The organism is Kitasatospora sp. NPDC004614 (genome assembly GCF_042873675.1).
In the GTDB taxonomy this organism is placed as follows: Bacteria; Actinomycetota; Actinomycetes; order Streptomycetales; family Streptomycetaceae; genus Kitasatospora.
In genome coordinates this window covers 74,694-93,688 of sequence record NZ_JBIALR010000008.1, presented here as the reverse complement: position 1 = coordinate 93,688, position 18,995 = coordinate 74,694, and the positions used below count along the sequence as shown (strand labels likewise).

Sequence of the window (18,995 nt, the reverse complement as noted above, 5' to 3'; positions counted from 1 at the left end):
TGCGGTCAGGAGGTGCGGACCGGATCGGCGTCCGGCCGGGGCCCGGCGGGCGCGTCCGCGGCGCGGCGGGCACGGGACGGGACGGTGGCCCGCCACAGCCGGCCGGCCGACCACAGGCCCGCCGCCAGCAGCAGCCCGTTGCGGGCCACGATCACCACGGTGGGCCGCCAGCCGCCGGCCATCGCCGCCTCGAAGAACAGCGGGTAGTCGACGGTGGTCAGACCCACCACCGGGATCAGCAGCAGCGCCACCGGCCGCTGGCAGGTGCCCCGCACGGACAGGCAGACCGCGGCCAGCCCGACCAGCCAGATCAGGTACTGCGGGGAGATCACCCGGCTGGTCAGGGTGAACAGCAGCACCGCGCTGAGCGCCGCGTCGTACGGGGTGGCGGCCGTCCAGCGGCGGGCGCGCAGCCGCCACAGCAGCAGCCAGCCGAACGCGGCGGCGGTCAGCAGCAGGGACAGCTGGGACGCCCGGTGCACGTACGGGCCGAGGAACTCCATCGAGCCGTAGTGGTGCTCGACCCGGCCGGGCCAGCCGAACAGCCGGGCCACCTGGAAGGCCGTGCCGCCCAGCGACTCGATCTCCACGCCGCGGGCGCGCTGCGCGTGCAGGAAGTCGAAGGCGTGGTCGAACAGCGCGGCCAGCACCAGCAGCAGGGCGAGCGCGGCGACCACCATCGACGTCCACGCCTGCCGGGTGGTGCGGCCGCGCGGGGTGCCGAGCACCGTCAGCGCCGGCCACACCTTGACCATCGCGCCGATCCCGGCCAGCGCCCCGCCCAGCCGCGGCCGGGCCGGAAGCAGCAGCAGCGCGAGCACCGCCAGCGCCGTCACCGCCAGGTCGTAGCGGCCGTACGGCAGGCCGAGCAGCAGCGGCAGCGTCAGCGTCCACATCCACGCGCCCGACGTCGAACGGCCGGGCCGCCCCAGCGAGACCCGCAGCAGCGCCCACAGGGTCAGTGCATCGGCGATCAGCATCAGCAGCCAGAACGCCTGAAGGTACGTCAGGAACGGCAGCAGGTCGGGCGCGAGCATCGACAGCGCCGCGCCCGGCGGGTACTGCCAGGTGACGTCGTTCACCGGGAAGGTGCCGGTGCGCAGCACCTGGGACCAGCCCTGGTACAGCCACTCCACCTCGACGGCGTTCTCGGGCCGGCCCGAGCGGATCACGCCGATCATCAGCATCCGGCTGGCGATCCAGTACACGGCCAGCGCGACGACCTCGCGCGGCCAGGTCGCGGGGCGGGTCCAGCGGATCGGCCGGGCGGGGACCTGCGCCACCGTGTCCTCCAGTGCGGTCGTACTGCGGTCGTACTACAGGGGCGAGCCTTCGTGCGAACTTTCTCATATCAGACAAATCGGGCACGCCTTGATGGGCGCCGGTGCGTGTCCGCCGACGTCCCCGGAACGCGCCACGCCCCCTGCCGCCACCCGGCCGACGGATATCCGTCGGCCGGACCTGCCAGAATGCACGGGCGAGAAAGCGAAACCACCAGAAAGGGTGACCGGCATCGTGACCATGCCCGTCGAACGCAAGATCGCCGAGGAACTGGGCGTCCGCGAGAACCAGGTGCAGGCCGCCGTCGGCCTGCTCGACGGCGGAGCGACCGTCCCCTTCATCGCGCGCTACCGCAAGGAAGCCACCGGCGCCCTCGACGACACCCAGCTGCGCACCCTCGAGGAGCGGCTGCGCTACCTGCGCGAACTGGAGGAGCGCCGGACCGCCGTCCTGGAGTCCATCGACTCCCAGGGCAAGCTCGACGACAAGCTGCGCGCCCAGATCCTCGCCGCCGACTCCAAGGCCCGCCTCGAGGACATCTACCTCCCGTACAAGCCCAAGCGGCGCACCAAGGCGCAGATCGCCCGCGAGGCCGGCCTCGAACCGCTCGCCGACACGCTGCTCGCCGACCCGACCCAGGACCCGGCCGCGCTCGCCGCCACGTTCCTGGGCGAGCAGGTCGCCGACGCCGCCGCCGCGCTGGACGGCGCCCGCGCGATCCTCGTCGAACGCTTCGGCGAGGACGCCGACCTGGTCGGCTCGCTGCGCACCCGGATGTGGACCCGCGGCCGGCTGGTCGCCAAGGTCCGCGACGGCAAGGAGCAGGACGGCGCCAAGTTCGCCGACTACTTCGACTTCGCCGAGCCGTACACCAAGCTGCCCTCGCACCGGATCCTCGCCATGCTGCGCGGCGAGAAGGAAGAGGTCCTCGACCTCGAACTCTCCCCGTACGACGGCGCCGAAGAGGCCGACCTCCCCGGCGCGAGCGACTACGAACAGCGGATCTCCGCCCGGTTCGGCATCGCCGACCGCGGCCGGCCCGCCGACAAGTGGCTCACCGACACCGTCCGCTGGGCCTGGCGCACCCGCATCCTGGTCCGCCTCGGCATCGACCAGCGCACCCGGCTGCGCGCCGAGGCCGAGGACGAGGCGGTGCGCGTCTTCGCCGCCAACCTGCGCGACCTGCTGCTCGCCGCCCCCGCCGGCACCCGCGCCACCATGGGCCTCGACCCCGGCTTCCGCACCGGCGTCAAGGTCGCCGTGGTCGACGCCACCGGCAAGGTCGTCGCGTACGAGACGATCTACCCGCACCAGCCCGCCAACAAGTGGGACGCGGCGCTGGGCGTGCTCGCCCGGCTCGCCGCGGAACACAACGTCGACCTGGTGGCGATCGGCAACGGCACCGCCTCCCGGGAGACCGACCGGCTCGCCGCCGACCTGATCAAGCGCCACCCCGAGCTCGGGCTCACCAAGGTGATGGTCAGCGAGGCCGGCGCGTCCGTGTACTCCGCCTCCGCGTTCGCCGCCCAGGAACTGCCCGAGCTGGACGTCTCCATCCGCGGCGCCGTCTCCATCGCCCGCCGCCTGCAGGACCCGCTGGCCGAACTCGTCAAGATCGACCCCAAGTCGATCGGCGTCGGCCAGTACCAGCACGACCTGAGCGAACTCAAGCTCTCCCGCTCGCTGGACGCCGTCGTCGAGGACTGCGTCAACGCCGTCGGCGTCGACGTCAACACCGCCTCCGCGCCGCTGCTCACCCGGGTCTCCGGCATCACCGGCACCCTGGCCGACAACATCGTCGCCCACCGCGACGCGAACGGGCCGTTCCGGACCCGGCGCGCGCTCAAGGACGTCGCACGGCTCGGCCCGAAGGCGTTCGAACAGTGCGCGGGCTTCCTGCGCATCCCCGACGGCGACGACCCGCTCGACGCGTCCGCGGTGCACCCCGAGGCCTACCCCGTGGTGCGACGGATCCTCGCCGCGACCGGCGGCGAACTGGGCGCCCTGATCGGCAACGGCGCCGTGCTGCGTTCGCTGCGGCCCGGCGACTTCGCCGACGACAAGTTCGGCGTGCCGACCGTCACCGACATCCTCGGCGAACTCGACAAGCCCGGGCGCGACCCGCGGCCCGCGTTCCAGACCGCCAGCTTCAAGGACGGCGTCGAGAAGATCTCCGACCTGGAGATCGGCATGATCCTGGAGGGCGTCGTCACCAACGTCGCCGCGTTCGGCGCCTTCGTCGACATCGGCGTCCACCAGGACGGCCTGGTGCACGTCTCCGCGCTCTCCAAGAACTTCGTCAAGGACCCGCGCGAGGTCGTCAAGCCCGGCGACATCGTCCGCGCCAAGGTCACCGCCGTCGACGTCCAGCGCAAGCGCATCGGCCTCACCCTGCGCCTCGACGACGATACCCGTCCTGCCGCAGCCCCCCGCGAGAGCGCACCCCGCCGCGACTCCCGCCCCCCGCGCCAGGACCGCCGCCAGAACGACCGCACCCCGCCGCCGCCCGCCAACTCGGCGATGGCCGACGCCCTCCGCCGCGCGGGCCTGGGCAAGTAGCAGGCCTCCGCACGACGGCCGGTCCCATGGCAGGGGTCCGGCCGTCTTGTGCTGCCCGCAGCGTAAGATTCCCCATACAAGTGGGTGTGTAAGTTGGACAAACAGCGACCCGCGGTCTGGCTGAGGAGGCAACGGTGAGCGCTCAACCGCACGACTACACCGGTGCGAGCCCCGGGATCCCTCGCACGCCGGACGGCATCGCGGCCGCGCTCTCGCCGAGCAGGCGCATGCAGTTCCGCGTCGAGCTCGGCCGGACCGCTACTGGTGAGGCGTTCGAACGTCTGCTGGAGGTCTGGTGGTGTCGAGCCACCCTGGACAGGCGTGGTGGGCGTGAGGCCCGAACCGCCGCCGCCCGCGCGGGTACACTCCCGCTGGGCTCCTGGGATTCGCTCCGGAGCCGGAGGGCGAACCGGGAGGGGTAGGGGTGGACGAGGAGTTCGACGCCGCCGACGTGTGGCCCGTCGAGCCCTCGTTGGAGGTCGAAGAGCTGCTGGTTGCCGCGCCGGACTCGCTGTACCACGCCCTGCTGGCCGTGCAGTTGCGTCTCATGCGAGATCCGTGGGACGGGGCCAGTGCGCCGATCGGCGACGATCCCTGCACTCGTGACATTCCGCTCGACGGTCACGCCGCCCTCGTCGAGTACGAGATCGTCACCGGCCCCCATCGCCATGTGGTGCTCACCGCCGTTCAGTGGTGGCACACGGACTTCCAGGACGGAAGTCCGTTCTGACTCACCCGCCGGTGCGGGATTCCGTTGCCAGGGCCACGAGTTCGGGCCACCAGGGCTCGCGGTGGTGGGCGAGGAGGTGTTGGGCCTCTTCGGGGGTGGTGAGGCGGACTTCGAGGACCTGTTCGCCGTCGGCGGGGTTGGTGGGGGCGGAGTCGACGAGGACTTCGGCCCAGCCCCAGAGCCAGGCCTTGACGGGGTGGGGTTGCCAGGGGCGGTAGGGGGTGGGGCCCTCGGAGACGGCGAGGTGGTGGCCGATCCAGGTCGGGGGGCCAGTGAGGCGGGCGCCGGCCTCTTCGCGGAGTTCGCGGGCCAGGCAGGACTCGATGCTCTCGGCGGCCTCGCGGGTGCCGCCGGGCAGGAACCAGTGGCCGCGGACGTCGCGGCAGAGGACCACGCGGCCCCCGGTGAAACCCACCAGGTGGATGTTGGTGACCAGTTCGTCCGGTGGCAGCTCGGTGGTGAACTGCACGTCCATGCCGCCCCACTCCCAGCGCTGCGGCGCGTGGAGGGCCGGGAACCTGGCCGCGACGGCGGCTCTGTCGTCTGTTCTGGGCGTTGTGTCCGTCATCGATCGATCGTAGTCCTGAGTGGGCGGAACCGGACCCGGGCGGTCAACAAATCGGACGGAACGTCACCCTCCAGTGTCCTTGCGTCAATTCACCGCACCGGGGCGTCACCCGACGGTGGCCTCCCGGTCGTTCCGGCGGGTCAGTTCGCGGCAAGATCCGCTCGCCGCGACCACTCCAGCGGGCCGTGCCACAGCAGCAGCAGGCCGGAAGACAGCAGGAGCAGCGCTTCGAGGGCGGCAGGCAGCGAGCCGGCGGGCAGGAACGGCCAGGCCCAGACTCGTGGGACGCCGGCCCGGATCCCCAACGAGGCGCAGGCGAACGGGAACACGGACACCACCAGGCCCGCCGTGAGCACCCCCGCGCACCAGCGGACGATCAGCGCCAGGCCCAGGTAGCCGGCGAAGTCCCGCGCCACCATCACCCCCGTCGCGGAGTGGAACCCGGCGGCGCCGGCCACCGCCGTCGCCGTGAGCGCCGCGGCCACGTCCAGCAGCGGGATGCGGCGCACCGCCGTCCGTTCGGCGGCCGCGTCGGCCCGGCCGTGGCCGTACAGGAAGAGGCAGACCGGGGCCAGCGGGAACAGGAAGGCCATCGGCAGTGGGAAGGAGATCCCGCCCACCACGATCGGGACGGGCACCACGAGCGACCGGGCCTGCGAGCCGAGCAGTACCGTCAGCGCGGTGCCGGCCAGTACCGCCGGGAGGGCGCGGACGCGCAGCCACCAGAGCACGGCTAACCCCGTCCCGGTGGGTCGGCGAGGTAGTGGGCCGGGTCCAGGTCCGGCGTCCGGTCGCAGGACGTCAGGGTCTCCGCATTCCGTTGGAACCAGGCGAGTTGGGCGTCGGCCGGGGACGCGAGGAGTTGGCGGACCAGTGGGGCCTCGTCCTGGCGGAGCCTGCCGCCCGCGCTGGCCGTCAGCCAGGCGTCGACCGGTCCGACGGCTCGGGAACCCGGCCAACTGCCGGTGCAGTCCGGCACGGTGTGGGTGACGGCGGAGTGGGCGACCGCGTTGATCACCTCGTCCCGCGAGGGGGTCGCGGAGAGCAGGGTCAGCCGGCCGGAGTCCTGCACGCCCGCGGCGGCGAGGTGCGCGTGCGCCTGGTCCGCCCAGGTGCGGATGTCGGCCTCGGACTTGCGTTGCTCCGGCCACAGGCAGAGTTGCGGACGTCCGGAGTCGCAGCGCAGCAGGCTCTCGTCCCGGGCCACCGACGCCCGGGTCCCGAGCGGCATCGCGACCAGCGACCCGGCGGTCAGCGCGGCCGCGACCGCGAGGGCCGAGACCGCCCGCAGCGGCCGGGCCGCACCGGCGAGCCGGAGCAGGGCGCCGGCGATCAGGCCGACGGCGACCAGGCAGGTCGCGGCGAGCGCCCGGTACGACACCTGCTGGTCGAGCGCGCAGCACTCGGCGAGGTTGTGACCGTTCAACTGCCGTACCCAGAGCGTGTTCAGCGAGGCCGGGTAGGCCATCCACACGAAGCTCGTCACGGTGACCAGCGGCACCGCGAGCAGCGTCGGCAGTGCGTGGCCGGCGGCGTACCCGAGGGCGGTGTGGGCCGCCACGACGAGCAGTTCGGTGCCCAGGATCGACAGCGTCGGACCGCCCGGCGACCCGGCGGCCTCCGGTGCCAGCAGCGCGAGCGGCAGCAGCACGGCGATCAGGCCCATCGCGAGGACCGGCAGCATCCGCCAGCCGGCGATCGCCGCCGCCGACCTGACGGGCGCTCCGCCCAGCACCCGGGAGGCCTTCACCCGGGCGCCCTCCCAGGCGGCGCACGCGGCGCAGGCCGGGGCGGTGAAGCCCAGCAGGAACGAGCTCTGGGCCGTGACCGACTCCCAATAGCCCTGCACCACCCAGGCGTTGAGGTTGCCGGCGTACGCCACCACCCAGATCAGCAGCGCCGGCGCGACCCGGAGCGCGATCGAGGTACGCAGGAGAGTGGACCAGCGCATCAGGCCTCCTCGACGACGAGTCGGGCGTACGCGGCCTCGGCCCGGCGCTCCTCGGACACCGCGGCCGGCGCCCGGTCGAGGAACTCGCCGATGGAGCCCTGGTACCGGACCTGCCCCTGGTCGAGGACGACCACGCTGCGGTAACTCGCGGCCAGGTCCTCGGTCTGGTGGGTCGACACGATGAAGCTGACGGTGTCCTGGAGTTCGGCGAGCAGCCTGCGGAAGGCCGCGCGCTGCGCCGGGTCGAGACCAGCGGTGGGCTCGTCGAGCAGCACCACCTCCGCGTCGTGCACCAGCGCCTGGGCGATGCCGAGGCGGCGGAGCTGGCCGCCGGAGAGTTCGGTGCTGCGGCGGTCGGCGAGCTGGGTCAGCCGGACCTTGGCGAGGGCGGCGGCCGAGGCGTCCCAGGCGGCGGCGCGGCTCATGCCCTTGAGCCAGCCGCCGTACGCGACCTGCTCGCGGACCTTGAGCCCGGCCACCGGGCGGACCTGCTGCGGGAGCCAGCCGACCTTGCGCCGGTACGCCCGGACGGAGGTGGTGCTGTCACCGAGCCGGACTTCACCGGCCTTCGGTTTCAGCGCCGTGGCGGCGATTCCCAGCAGCGTCGACTTCCCGGCGCCGTTGGGCCCGAGCAGCACCGTCGCCCCGGGTTCGAAGGAGATGCTCAACCACTCGATGACCGGCAGGCCGCGGCGATAACCGAAGGTGCAGTTCGACAGCTTGATCGGCATGGCACTCCCTCACTCCGATGCGGTGGTCAACTCGTGGGCTGCCGCGCGGACTTCGGGATCGGGGTGGGCCCGCAGCGCGGCCAGGGTGGCGGGCCAGGGGTCGGACCAGCCGCTGCGGGCCCCGAGCCGGTCGGTCAGTGCGGCGGCCAGCAGGCCGGGGACGGTCTCGCCGGTGGTGGCGAGGGCGTGGATGTCGGCGGCGGCCGCGGCCAGCGCGTCCGGCATCGGCGGGGGGCCGCCGGCGACGGTCTCGGCCAGGCTCTCGGCGAGGCGGGCGGCCAGTACGGGGCGGTCGGCGAGGGCGTCTGCCAGGCGGGCGAGGTCCGTGCCGAACTCCGGTCGGCCGGGGACGGCGAGCCGCGACATCAGCGTCGCCCGGATCGCCAACAGGCTCTCGTGGCCGCGCAGTTGCTCGGCATGGGCGAGCAGCGCCGGTCGCCGGTGCGGCTCCCGGGGCTGGTCGGTGAGGACGGCGATCCGCTGCCGGGCGGGCAGGTCGCGGCCCGGCAGCCGCACGTTCTCGGCGGCCAGCAGCCCGGCCAGCGCCCGGTGGACGAGACTGCCCTCGGCGGTGCCGCCGGTCGGGTGGGCGATGGTGGAGACGGCCAGAGCGCGCAGCGCCAGCGCGGCCGGGCGCCAGAGCTGGCGGTCCTCGAGGTCGGTGACCAGTCCGGGCAGCACGTCGGCGATGCCCGGCGCGTAGCGGGCCCACTGCGGCAGTGCGGAGATCGCGGTCCGGGCCGCCGTCAGGCCGTCGGTCGAGTCGGTGCGGGCGGCCACCGCCGCCACCAGCCGCGCGTAGCGCGGGCGGTGACGGTCAGCCAGCAGGTGCGGGGCGGCGGCCAGCACGGCCTCGCGGACCTGCGGCTGCGGGTCGGCGGCGGCCTCGGCGAGCAGCGTCCAGGCAGGGTCGGCGTCCAGCAGTCGGGTGCTCCAACTCGCGGCGGCGGCGCGGACGTCCGGGTGCTGGCCGGGGGCGTGGAAGGCCGCGGCGACCAGCTCGGCGGCCTGCGCGGTCGGCAGGAAGCGGGCGGCGAGCCGGACCACCTCCTTGCGCGCCGTGACCTTGGTTCCGGTGGTGCGGGTGGCGAGCCCGGTCAGCAGCTCCAACAGCCGGTCCGGGTCGGTGTGTTGGGCGGCCCGCCCGGCGGCGTACAGCGCGACTCGGGCCCGGTCGTCGCCGGCGTGCTCCAGCAGCAGGGGGAGGGCGGCCGCCGGGTCGTCCGTCCAGGGCAGCGCGGCGAGCGCCGCCTCGGCGAGCAGCGCGTCCGGGCCGGCGAGGTGGTGGTGGATCAGCAGGGCGCCGTGCACCGGCAGGTCGGCGGCCCGGCGGATCGCCCGGGCCCGGTCGTCGCGCGGGCGGTCGGGGTCGGCGGCGGCCGCCGCGAGCAGTCCGGCGGCCCGCGCCACCTGCCGGGGCAGCCAGCGGCCCGCGTGCCGGGTCGGTGGCAGCGGCCGCTGCTGGCCGGCGCGCAGGAACCGGCCGGTGGGCGGCCGTTCGGCGAGCAGGGTGGTGTCGAGCAGGTCGGTGCGGACGGTGGCCAGGTGGCGGCCGACGGGCTCGAAGAACGCCGCCGACGGGTCGAGTTCGAGCGCCGCCAGCACCTTGGCGGTGCGGCCCCGGCGCGGGGCGAGCCACGCCCGCAGCAACTCGGGGAACGCCCGGGTGTGTTCGTCCGTCAGGGCGTGGCGCAGCCGTTCGTCGAGCTCCGGGAGCAGTTCGGCGCGCGGGCCGAGCGCCTGGATCAGGGCGAGCAGCAGGCCGGGCCGGTCCTTGCCGTCCAGCGCGGGGCGCAGCGCGTCGAGCACCTGCTTCTCCTGGCCGCGGCGCAGTCGGCCGGCCAGCGGGGGGAGGGTCAACGTGCCGGTGCGGGCGGTGAGTTGCTCGACGGTGGTGAGGGCCCGGGCGAGCAGCTCGGGGTGCTCGCCGGTGGAGTGGGCGGCGAGCACGCCGAGCGCCACGCGGGACAGCGCCTGCCGGGTGTTCGGCGAGCAGTCGCGGGCGGCGAGCGTCGTGTCGGCGAGCTCGGTGAGGGCGTCGGCGTGGGCGTCCGTGAAGCGGCGGGCGGGGAAGGCGGCGAGTGCGAACAGGGCGCGCTGCCGGACCAGGTCCTGCTCGTTGCGGAGCCGGCGCAGCAGTTCGGCCAGCAGCCGGTCGGGCGCGGTCGGGCGGGGGTCGTCGGTGGCGACGGCGATCAGGCGCTGCCAGGCCTCGATGCGCCCGCCCGGGTCGGGCCGCCGGGTGGCGGGCAGCAGGGCGTCCCACGCCTCGTCGGGCGGCAACAAAGGCTTCAGGTACTGGAGTTGGTGTTCCGTCCGGCCGCGGGCGAGTTCGGCGGCGTGCAGCCGGCGGGCCTCCGCGTACCGGCGTTCGCGGGGCAGCAGCCGCAGTGTCGACGGCATCAACTGGTTGGCGGCAGACGGGAGTTCACCGGATACGGCGTCCAGGAAGGCGGCGCGGCGGGAGGGTGGCAGAGCACGCATCAGGGTGACGAACCGGTCGGGCTGGGCCAGTTGGCGGCGGCCCAGCGCGGGCAGCGACGGCGGGTCGGCGCGGGCGATCCGGGCCAGCGTGGTGCGACTCGGCAGCGGCTCCCAGACGTTCGGTGCACGGTCGGGGTCGGCCAGCACGGCGGTGGCCCGTTCGGCGTCCACCCGCACCAGCGGGCCGAACGCGGCCACCAGTCCCGGATCGAGCCGGGGCGGACGGTGGCGCTCCAGCAGGTCGAGCACACGCGCGGGGCGCAGCGGCAGCACGTCCAGCAGCGGACGGGTGAGCTCCGGCCAGCCGGCGGTGCCCCGGGCGGTGAACTCCCGCTCCAGATGGTCCAGCACCAGGTCCGGGTGCCGGGCCGCCAGCCTCGACCAGGAGCCCACCGCCGTTGCCAGGCCCGGCAGTTCGGCGGCCACCAGCTCCGGCGGGCAGAGCGGCAGCAGCGCCGCGGCCTCCTCCGCGCCCCACCGCTCCCGCGCCAGCGGCAGCAGCCGGGCGACGAGAGCCTCGTGGCGGCCGCGGGTGAGCTGCCGGCGCAAGGCGTGCCGGACCACCGACGAGCCGTCGGCGTACGCGGCCAGCACCGCCTCGTCCGACACCGGCAGGGTGCGCAGCGCGCCGATCGCCCGGCCGCGAACCTCCGCATCCGGGTCGGTGAGCCAACCGCCGAGCAGATCGATCCGCCCCGCCAGCACGGCGGCGAAAGCGGCCAGCCGTCGCAAGTGCCAGTCACCGGCCGCGAGTTCGGCGATCAGCCGGTCGACATCGGCGGACGGCGCGGCGCGCACAGTGCGGGCGAACAGCGCGGTGCGCTCCGGGTGGGGCAGCGGATCCATGGCGGCCAGTAGCGGCGCGGCATCGAGCGAAGGCATGCGGATCATTGTCGCCGGATCCGGCGGCCGGGCCGACTGCTTTTCCGGGGACGGGACTTGGACGGGGGAGGGGGAGTCTCGTCCGGTACGCAAACGTTGGTGATGCGCCGGGCGGCGACCAGGGGCTTGTCGGCGTCGGCGGGCGGTGCGTTCCGCGCGGTGTGGCGTCGAGCGGAGGGGTGCGGATCGTTCTCCCCGGACCTGGTGGCCGGGCCGACTGCTGTGCCCGGTGCGGGGGTTGGGCTCGATCCGGCTCCGACAGCGAGGGCGGTGGGTCGGGCTGCGGGGCGCCGCGGCGAAACGCGGCCGGCGCCGGGAGGGGGAGTCCCCTCCGGCGCCCGGGCGGTGGGGGTGGGTCAGGCGGCGGTGACGAGGTTCTTGTTGGTTTCCTGGGCGGTGACCAGCTGCTTGCCGGCGTCGCGGGCGGCGTCCAGGGCCTGGGTGTGGTACTCGGCGGCCAGGCCGCGGAGGCTTTCCATGGCGGGGTTGACGGCGGCCATGGTGAGTTCGCGGCGGACCACGGTGAGGTCGGCGCCCCAGACGTCGCGCAGGATGCGCTCCAGGTAGGGGGTGGAGTGGTCCCAGCCCTCGCGGGGGGTGCCGGGGGCGAAGCCGCCGCCGGCGGAGGTGACGAGCAGGACGGGCTTGTCCTTGAGCAGCTGGGCGGTCGGGCCGGCGCCGGCGATCACCACGTCGAGCCAGGTCTTGAAGTGCTGCGAGACGCCCCAGTTGTACAGCGGGACGGCGATGATCGCGGCGTCCGCGGCGCGCAGTTCGTCGGCGAGCTGGTTGCCGAGTTCGGCGGCGGCGCGCTGCTCGTCGGTGTGCTGTTCGGCGGGGGTGAAGGCGGCGATGGCGGCGTGGGTCCAGGCGTCGGCGGGCAGCGGGTCGGTGCCCAGGTGGCGGTGGGTGACGGTGCTCTCCGGGTGGGCGGCGGTCCACTCGGCGTGGGCGGTGTCGGCCAGTTCGGAGCTGCTCGAGGTGGCGGGCATGATGCTGGCGTCCAGGCGGAACAGGTGCATGACAGTTCTCCTCGGATTCCGGCCCGCCGGGGAGGCGGCCGTGGGCAGGCAGGGCAGGGGGCGGCGCCCTGGGGTGGCGCTCCCGTCGAAGCGGACTTTACCCCGCTTCGATGAACCGGACTTTACCCCGTTTCTCTCGGAAGGTAAATTGGCAGCCATGGACGTCCCCTTCGGCAAACCCCCCGTCGAGCGCGCGGACGCGGCCCGCAACCGCGAGGCGCTGCTGTGCACGGCCCGCGAGATGATCGCCGAGCTCGGCACCGAGAAGGTCACCATGGACGGGCTCGCCGAACGGGCCGGCCTGGGCAAGGGCACCGTGTTCCGCCGCTTCGGCACCCGGGCCGGCATCTTCCGCGCCCTGCTGGACGCCGAGGAACGGTGCTTCCAGAACGAGGTGCTGACTGGCGCGCCGCCGCTCGGCCCCGGCGCCGACCCGATCGACCGGCTGATCGCCTACGGCCGTGAGCGGACGGTGTTCCTGCTGGCGCGGCATGACATCGCGCGCGCCGCGATCGAACGCAAGGGCGCCGTTCCGGCCGGCGGGCCGGTGTTCACCCAGCCGCATATCCGGATGCTGATCGGGCAGGCGGGGCTCGGCCTGTCCGACCTGGACACCCTCGCCTTCCAGCTCACCAGCGCCCTCGAAGGCCCACCGCTGCTGTTCCTGGCGATGGACCCGGCCGATGCCGAGCAGCGCGCCGAGAGCTGCCAGGGCGACCTCCCCACGCTGCTCGCCGACGGCTGGCAGGCGTTGATCGAACGGCTCGCCCGGCGCTGAGACGTCACGGTCGCCAGGAAACGTTTTTCGGCGGTCGGCGGTCGGCGGTCGGCGGTCGGCGGTCGGCGGTCGGCGGTCGGCGGTCGGCGGGCGCGTTGGAAGCGCGTCGGAAACGCGAACGGGGACGGCCGCCGTCCGTCCCCGTCAGTACTGCCGAGCGAGCGTCAGGAGCCCGTCACCCAGATCATCTTGCGGCCGGTCTCCGCGGGGGCGGTCGGCGTCGCCGAGTCGATCCGGTTCAGCGTGTAGCCGAGCTTGCGCGGCACGGCGGCGCTCGCGGTGTTCGACTCGTCGCAGTGGATCTCCGCGCGGGTGATGCCCGGCAGGGCGAGCGCGGCTTCGGTGAGCGCGCGGGCGGCGGCGGTGGCCAGGCCGCGGCCGGTGTGCTCGCGGTGCACCCAGTAGCCGATCTCCAGCGCGCCCGGGCCGAGCCGGCCGTGCAGGCCGAAGCCGCCGATCACGAGGGCGGGTTCGGCGTCCAGGCCGAGCAGGTACATGAAGTCGGTGCCCTCGTCCCAGACCTGCTCGCCGCGCACCGAGAGCTGCTCGCTCTCGGGCAGCGTCGGCGCGTTGGCGGCCCACGGCATGTAGGGGCGCAGGTGGTCGAGGTTGGCGATCACCGCGGCGTTCAGCGCGGCGGCGTCGGCCAGTCGGCGGCGGCGCAGGTGGGCGCCGCCGCCGATCGGCAGCAGCTCGGGCGGGCGGCCCGCGGTCAGCGGGTGTGCGGTGTGCTCGGAGGCACCGGTGTCAGGAGCGTCGGTGGAATGACTCATGATCGCGAGTATGGGTCATCCGCAACCGCTCCGACCAGCGATATTCCGTACCAACACGGCTTGTTCACGGCCCGGGCCGGGGCGGGGTCGCGCACGCCCGGAGCGCCGACCACGCCCGCACGCTGCCCGCCGTCAGAGCCGGACCAGCACCTCGTCCAGCGGCTTGCGCTCCAGGTCCGGCACCCGGGCGTCGTCCGCCGGGTAGCCGACCGGGATCACGTACGCGGCGCGCTCCTCCTGCGGACGGTCGCAGATCTCGTTCAGGAAGCGCATCGGGCTCGGCGTGTGCGTCAGCGTCGCCAGGCCCGCCTGGTGCAGCGAGGCCAGCAGCAGGCCGACGGCGATGCCCACGCTCTCCTTCGTGTAGTACGGGCGCGGCGAGTTGGGGCCCTTGTGCACCTCGAACACCACGATCACCGCGGGCGCGTCCTCCAGGAACGGCTTGCGCCAGTCGGTGCCGATCGGGGCCAGCGCCGTCAGCCACTCCTCGGACGCCCGGTGCGCGTAGAACTCCCGCTCCTCCGCCTCGGCGGCCTCCCGCAGCCGCTGCTTGCGCTCCGGATCGGTCACCACCACGAACCGCCACGGCTGCACGTGCGCGCCGCTGGGCGCCGTCGCCGCCGTGCGGATCGCCCACTCCAGCACGCCCTCGGGCAGCGGGCGGGTCGAATAGTCGCGGACGGTGCGGCGCTGCGCCATCACCTCGTGGAAGTCCCGGCAGCGGTCCGCCGCCTGCTCGGCAGGCACACTCATCGGACGCAGGGGCACCGTCGGGAAGGACGGCGCTTCGGTGGTGGATGCACTGTCAACCATGGGCGACAGCACAGCACATGACAGGTGCCCAGCGGAAGGCTCGACCTTGCCATTACTTGCCAGGCCGTGCCGGACCTGCCGGTCAGGTCGTGCCGGGCCGTGCCAGACCCGCCGGTCAGGTCGTGCCGGGCCGTGCCAGGGTTGCCACGACCTGTCGGTCAGGCCTCGGTGACCCGGCCGTCCGCGACCACCAGCCGCCGGTTCACCTTCACCGTGTCCAGCATTCGGCGGTCGTGGGTGACCAGCAGCAGCGTGCCGGTGTAGGAGGCCAGCGCCGACTCCAACTGCTCGATGGCGGGCAGGTCCAGGTGGTTCGTCGGCTCGTCCAGCACCAGCAGGTTCACCCCGCGGGCCTGCAGCAGCGCCAGCGCCGCCCTGGTCCGCTCGCCCGGCGACAGCGTCGCGGCCGGGCGCATCACGTGCACCGCCTTCAGGCCGAACTTGGCCAGCAGGGTGCGGACGTCCTCCGGGTTCAGGTCCGGCACGGCGGCGGAGAACGCCTCCAGCAGCGGACGCCCGGCGTCGCCGCCGAACAGGTGGCCGCGGGCCTGCTCGACCTCGCCGATCTGCACGCCCGAACCGAGCGCCGCACTGCCCGAGTCCAGCTCCAGCCGGCCCAGCAGCGCCGCCAGCAGCGTCGACTTGCCCGCGCCGTTCGCGCCGGTGATCGCCACCCGGTCCGCCCAGTCGATCTGCAGATCCACCGGGCCGAACACGAAATCGCCGCGCTTGACCGACGCCTGCCGGAGCGTCGCCACCACCGAACCGGAACGCGGCGCGGCGGCGATCTCCATCCGCAGCTCCCACTCCTTGCGGGGCTCCTCCACCACGTCCAGCCGCTCGATCATCCGCTGGGTCTGGCGGGCCTTCGCGGCCTGCTTCTCGCTGGACTCGGCGCGCTGCGCACGGGCCTTCTTGTCGTTGTCGCCGCCCTTGCGCCGGGCGTTGCGGACGCCGTTGTCCATCCAGTTGCGCTGCATCTGCGCGCGCGCCTCCAGACCGGCCTTGGTGTCCGCGTACTCCTCGTACTGCTCGCGGGCGTGCCGGCGGGAGATCGCCCGCTCCTCCAGGTAGGACTCGTAGCCGCCGCCGTACAGGTTCACCTGGTGCTGGTGCAGATCCAGCTCGAGCACCCGGGTCACGGTGCGGGCCAGGAACTCGCGGTCGTGGCTGATCAGTACGGTGCCCGCGCGCAGGCCCTTGACGAACGACTCCAGGCGCTCCAGGCCGTCCAGGTCCAGGTCGTTGGTCGGCTCGTCCAGCAGGAACACGTCGTAGCGGGACAGCAGCAACGAGGCCAGGCCCGCGCGGGCCGCCTGGCCGCCGGACAGCGCCGTCATCGGCAGGTCCAGCGAAACCTTCAGACCCAGCTGGTCGGCGACCTCCTCGGCGCGTTCGTCCAGGTCCGCGCCGCCCAGGTCGAGCCAGCGGTCCAGGCTCACCGCGTACGCGTCGTCCGCGCCCGGACGGCCCTCCACCAGACCCTCGGTCGCCTCGTCCAGCGCGGCCTGCGCCGCCGCGACGCCCGTCCGGCGGGCCAGGAAGTCGCGCACCGACTCGCCCTCCCGCCGCTCCGGCTCCTGTGGCAGGTGCCCGACATTCGCCGTCGGCGGGCTCAGCTTCAGGCTGCCGCCCTCCGGCGCGTCCAGCCCGGCCAGCAGCCGCAACAGCGTGGACTTGCCCGCGCCGTTCACCCCGACCAGCCCGATCACGTCCCCGGGGGCGACGACCAGGTCCAGCCCGGCAAACAGCGTGCGCTCACCGTGGCCGGCGGCGAGGTCCTTGACGACGAGAGTGGCAGTCATGATGAATCGATTTTAGACGGAGAGCGAAGCGCTCCCGGCCGGGCCGGATGTGGGGCGTACGACACCGGGAGTTAATTCCGTTGCATCCGGCGGCGGGGGTTCCGTACGCTCGGAGGCGTCACATTCCCGCATGTCTGGAGAAGGCCGTTGCTTGTCTGAGGTCATGAGACACCGCGCCACGCCACACCTGTGTTGTTTCCGGGTTTCTTGGTGTGCGGACGCGAGTGCGACCTCGGCTGGGCAGCGATCCATGGCTCCCGTGCGGGTTCTTGCTTTCCCGTGACGGCCCTTCTCGCAGCCGCGTCCTCGGTGTCTCCCCGTGTTGTCCCCTTTTCCACGGCAACTGACGGAGGCCCTCCATGGCGCAACCCACCACCTCGATCCTCTGCACCGACCTCGGCTTCGAATGGCCCGACGGCCGCCCTGTGCTGAGCGGTTTCCATCTCGCGGTCGGCCCCGGCCGCACCGGGCTGGTCGGCCTGAACGGCGCCGGCAAGTCCACCCTGCTGCGGCTGATCGCGGGCGAGCTCAGCCCGGCCTCCGGCACCGTCCGGATCGCCGGTGAACTCGCCTACCTGCCACAGGACCTGACGGTCGCGTCCGACCAGCGGGTGGACGAGACGCTCGGCATCCGGGCCAAGCGCGAGGCCCTGCACGCCATCGAGTCGGGAGACGTCGACGAGCGGCACTTCACCGCCGTCGGCGACGACTGGGACGTCGAGGAGCGCGCCCGCGCCACCCTCGACCGGCTCGGCCTGACGGGGCTGCATCTCGACCGCACCACCGGCGAACTCTCCGGTGGCCAGGCCGTTCTGCTGCACCTGGCGGCCCTGCTGCTGCGCCGCCCCGACGTGCTGCTGCTCGACGAGCCCACCAACAACCTGGACGCCCAGGCCCGGGCCCGGCTGTACGACGCGGTGTCGGCGTTCCCGGGCGTGCTGCTGCTGGTCAGCCACGACCGGGAGCTGCTGGAGCGGGTCGACCAGATCGCCGACCTGCGGGACGGCGAAGTCACCTGGTACGGCGGCAACTTCAGCGCCTACCAGGAGACCCTGGCGGCCGAGCAGGAGACCGCCGAGCGCCTGGTCCGCAACGCCGAGGCCGATGTGAAGCGGCAGAAGCGGGATCTGGTCGAGGCCAGTCAGCGGCTCGCCAAGTCCGCGGCCTACGGCAAGGCCCGCTCGGTGCGGCGCAACGACCCCAAGGCCCTGGCCGACAAGCTCCAGGGCAAGGGGGAGGAGACCGCCGGCCGGCTGCGCGGCATGCACACCGAACGCCTCAACGAGGCCAAGGAGCGGCTCGCCACCGCGGAGGAGGCGGTCCGGGACGACGCGGAGATCCGCATCGACCTGCCCCGCACCGCCGTCCCCGCCGGGCGCAGCGTGCTGCTGCTCGAACGGGTGCGGCTGGCCTACGGCGGCGCGGTCGACCTGGAGCTGCGCGGCCCCGAGCGGGTCGCCCTGATCGGCCGCAACGGCTCCGGCAAGACCACGCTGCTGCGCACCGTCGCGGGCGAACTCGCCCCCACCGAGGGCATGATCACCACGCCGGTGCCGATGCGGTACCTGCCGCAGCGCCTCGACGTGCTGGACGACGAAGCCACCGTCTTCCGGAACGTGAAGGCGCACGCCCCGGCCGCCACCGACAACGACATCCGGGCCAGGCTCGCCCGGTTCCTGTTCCGCGGCGCCCGGGCCGATCAGCCGGCCGGCACGCTCTCCGGCGGAGAGCGCTTCCGGGCGACGCTGGCGGCGCTGCTGCTGGCCGACCCGCCGCCGCAGCTGCTGCTGCTCGACGAGCCGACCAACAACCTGGATCTGGCCAGCGTCCGCCAGCTCACCCAGGCCCTCGCGGGCTACCGGGGCGCGCTGGTCGTCGCCAGCCACGACTATCCGTTCCTGCGGGAGATCGGCATCACCCGCTGGCTGGAGTGGGACGGGGGTGAGCTCCACGCGGTGGATCCGCGCTGAGCCGCTTCCTGCGGCGTCAGGCCTTGGTGACGGTCACGTCGTCGCACCAGCCGTAGCCGCTGCCGGTGCGCGCGTAGCAGTAGATGCGCGCGGTGGTGGCGGTCGGGCCGGTGGTGAAGACGGCCGAGCCCTGGCTCCAGCCCGTCGCGGTGAACGCCGCCCGGTTGCTGGAGCCGGCGGTGTCGTACTCCTTGGCGCCCAGCGACAGTTCGGTGCCGGCCGCCGACACCCGGCCCCAACCGGTCAGCCGGTAGCTGGTGAGAGGTGGACGGCCGCGTTCTGGCTGCTCGCCGGGTCGCCGGCCACCACCGGGCGGGCGGTGCCGGTACCGTAGCCCGCCAGGATGATCGGCGCGCCGGCCGTTCCGGAGCCCTGCGGCTGAAGGGTGCCGGTGCAGGTCGCGCCGCGCTTGAGCAGCAACTGGTCACCGGGCTGGAAGAGGTGCGCATTGGCGGAGGCGAGGCTGTTCCACGGGGCGGCCTGGCTGCCCGAGCCGTCGTTGGCGGCCGAACAGTCCAGGTACCACGCGGTGCCGGTGGCGGCGTCCGCGGTGGCTGCCGGCAGCGCGGGGGTCAGGAGGGTGGCGGCGGCCAGTGCCAGCGGCAGGGCACGCCGGAGGGAACGGTGCAGGAGCATCGTTGGGACTCC

16 protein-coding genes are annotated in these 18,995 nt (G+C 73.8%); 4 read left to right on the top strand and 12 right to left on the bottom strand.

The features are described from left to right. Positions 1 to 5 precede the first annotated feature (5 nt). A complete protein-coding gene (locus ACFYST_RS18910) occupies positions 6 to 1,283 on the bottom strand; it encodes a glycosyltransferase 87 family protein (protein ID WP_387645550.1) in 1,278 nt (425 codons plus the stop codon). Between the two features lie 238 nt (positions 1,284 to 1,521). On the opposite strand from ACFYST_RS18910, the gene ACFYST_RS18905 reads away from it, so the two are divergent. Next, positions 1,522 to 3,840: a Tex family protein gene (locus tag ACFYST_RS18905; protein ID WP_387863965.1), complete on the top strand. Its 2,319-nt coding sequence runs from the start codon at positions 1,522 to 1,524 to the stop codon at positions 3,838 to 3,840. A 424-nt stretch (positions 3,841 to 4,264) separates the two neighbouring features. Beyond that, positions 4,265 to 4,570, top strand: a complete 306-nt coding sequence (locus ACFYST_RS18900; RefSeq protein ID WP_387863732.1) for a hypothetical protein — start codon at positions 4,265 to 4,267, stop codon at positions 4,568 to 4,570. Between the two features lies 1 nt (position 4,571). On the opposite strand, the gene ACFYST_RS18895 is transcribed toward ACFYST_RS18900, so the two are convergent. From ACFYST_RS18895 to ACFYST_RS18870, 6 genes are all read right to left on the bottom strand, one after another. Continuing rightward, entirely contained in the window at positions 4,572 to 5,138 is a 567-nt protein-coding gene (locus ACFYST_RS18895; protein WP_387863730.1) for an NUDIX domain-containing protein, read from the bottom strand. Between the two features lie 140 nt (positions 5,139 to 5,278). Then, the gene (locus tag ACFYST_RS18890) at positions 5,279 to 5,869 is read right to left on the bottom strand and encodes a hypothetical protein (RefSeq protein WP_387863727.1); all 591 of its coding nucleotides are present in this window, start codon (positions 5,867 to 5,869) and stop codon (positions 5,279 to 5,281) included. Between the two features lie 2 nt (positions 5,870 to 5,871). Further along, positions 5,872 to 7,089, bottom strand: coding sequence for a hypothetical protein (locus tag ACFYST_RS18885; protein WP_387863726.1), 1,218 nt, complete (start codon positions 7,087 to 7,089; stop codon positions 5,872 to 5,874). After that, positions 7,089 to 7,820: an ATP-binding cassette domain-containing protein gene (locus ACFYST_RS18880; protein ID WP_387863723.1), complete on the bottom strand. Its 732-nt coding sequence runs from the start codon at positions 7,818 to 7,820 to the stop codon at positions 7,089 to 7,091. Before ACFYST_RS18880 ends, ACFYST_RS18885 begins: the two co-directional genes overlap by 1 nt. 9 nt (positions 7,821 to 7,829) lie before the next feature. After that, positions 7,830 to 11,186: a hypothetical protein gene (locus ACFYST_RS18875; protein WP_387863720.1), complete on the bottom strand. Its 3,357-nt coding sequence runs from the start codon at positions 11,184 to 11,186 to the stop codon at positions 7,830 to 7,832. Between the two features lie 356 nt (positions 11,187 to 11,542). Beyond that, a complete protein-coding gene (locus ACFYST_RS18870) occupies positions 11,543 to 12,208 on the bottom strand; it encodes an FMN-dependent NADH-azoreductase (protein ID WP_387863717.1) in 666 nt (221 codons plus the stop codon). Between the two features lie 157 nt (positions 12,209 to 12,365). Here ACFYST_RS18870 and ACFYST_RS18865 point away from each other — a divergent pair, with 157 nt between their 5' ends. After that, positions 12,366 to 12,986 carry a TetR/AcrR family transcriptional regulator gene (locus ACFYST_RS18865; RefSeq protein WP_387863716.1) on the top strand — a complete coding sequence of 207 codons (621 nt, stop codon included), beginning with the start codon at positions 12,366 to 12,368 and terminating at the stop codon, positions 12,984 to 12,986. A 164-nt stretch (positions 12,987 to 13,150) separates the two neighbouring features. Here ACFYST_RS18865 and ACFYST_RS18860 read toward each other — a convergent pair whose 3' ends face one another. The 3 genes from ACFYST_RS18860 to ACFYST_RS18850 all read right to left on the bottom strand — a co-directional run bounded on the left by ACFYST_RS18860 (position 13,151) and on the right by ACFYST_RS18850 (position 16,377). Continuing rightward, positions 13,151 to 13,759: a GNAT family N-acetyltransferase gene (locus ACFYST_RS18860; protein ID WP_387863714.1), complete on the bottom strand. Its 609-nt coding sequence runs from the start codon at positions 13,757 to 13,759 to the stop codon at positions 13,151 to 13,153. A 132-nt stretch (positions 13,760 to 13,891) separates the two neighbouring features. Further along, positions 13,892 to 14,572 carry a nitroreductase family protein gene (locus ACFYST_RS18855; RefSeq protein ID WP_387645523.1) on the bottom strand — a complete coding sequence of 227 codons (681 nt, stop codon included), beginning with the start codon at positions 14,570 to 14,572 and terminating at the stop codon, positions 13,892 to 13,894. A gap of 158 nt (positions 14,573 to 14,730) precedes the next feature. Beyond that, positions 14,731 to 16,377 carry an ABC-F family ATP-binding cassette domain-containing protein gene (locus ACFYST_RS18850; protein ID WP_387863711.1) on the bottom strand — a complete coding sequence of 549 codons (1,647 nt, stop codon included), beginning with the start codon at positions 16,375 to 16,377 and terminating at the stop codon, positions 14,731 to 14,733. Positions 16,378 to 16,736: 359 nt separating this feature from the next. Here ACFYST_RS18850 and ACFYST_RS18845 point away from each other — a divergent pair, with 359 nt between their 5' ends. Continuing rightward, positions 16,737 to 18,347 (top strand): ABC-F family ATP-binding cassette domain-containing protein, encoded by a 1,611-nt coding sequence (locus tag ACFYST_RS18845; RefSeq protein WP_387863709.1) that lies wholly within the window; start codon positions 16,737 to 16,739, stop codon positions 18,345 to 18,347. 16 nt (positions 18,348 to 18,363) lie between these two features. On the opposite strand, the gene ACFYST_RS18840 is transcribed toward ACFYST_RS18845, so the two are convergent. Next, positions 18,364 to 18,576 (bottom strand): hypothetical protein, encoded by a 213-nt coding sequence (locus ACFYST_RS18840; RefSeq protein WP_387645518.1) that lies wholly within the window; start codon positions 18,574 to 18,576, stop codon positions 18,364 to 18,366. 14 nt (positions 18,577 to 18,590) lie between these two features. Further along, complete coding sequence (locus tag ACFYST_RS18835; RefSeq protein WP_387863702.1) at positions 18,591 to 18,983, bottom strand: hypothetical protein; 393 nt, start codon at positions 18,981 to 18,983, stop codon at positions 18,591 to 18,593. Positions 18,984 to 18,995 lie beyond the last annotated feature (12 nt).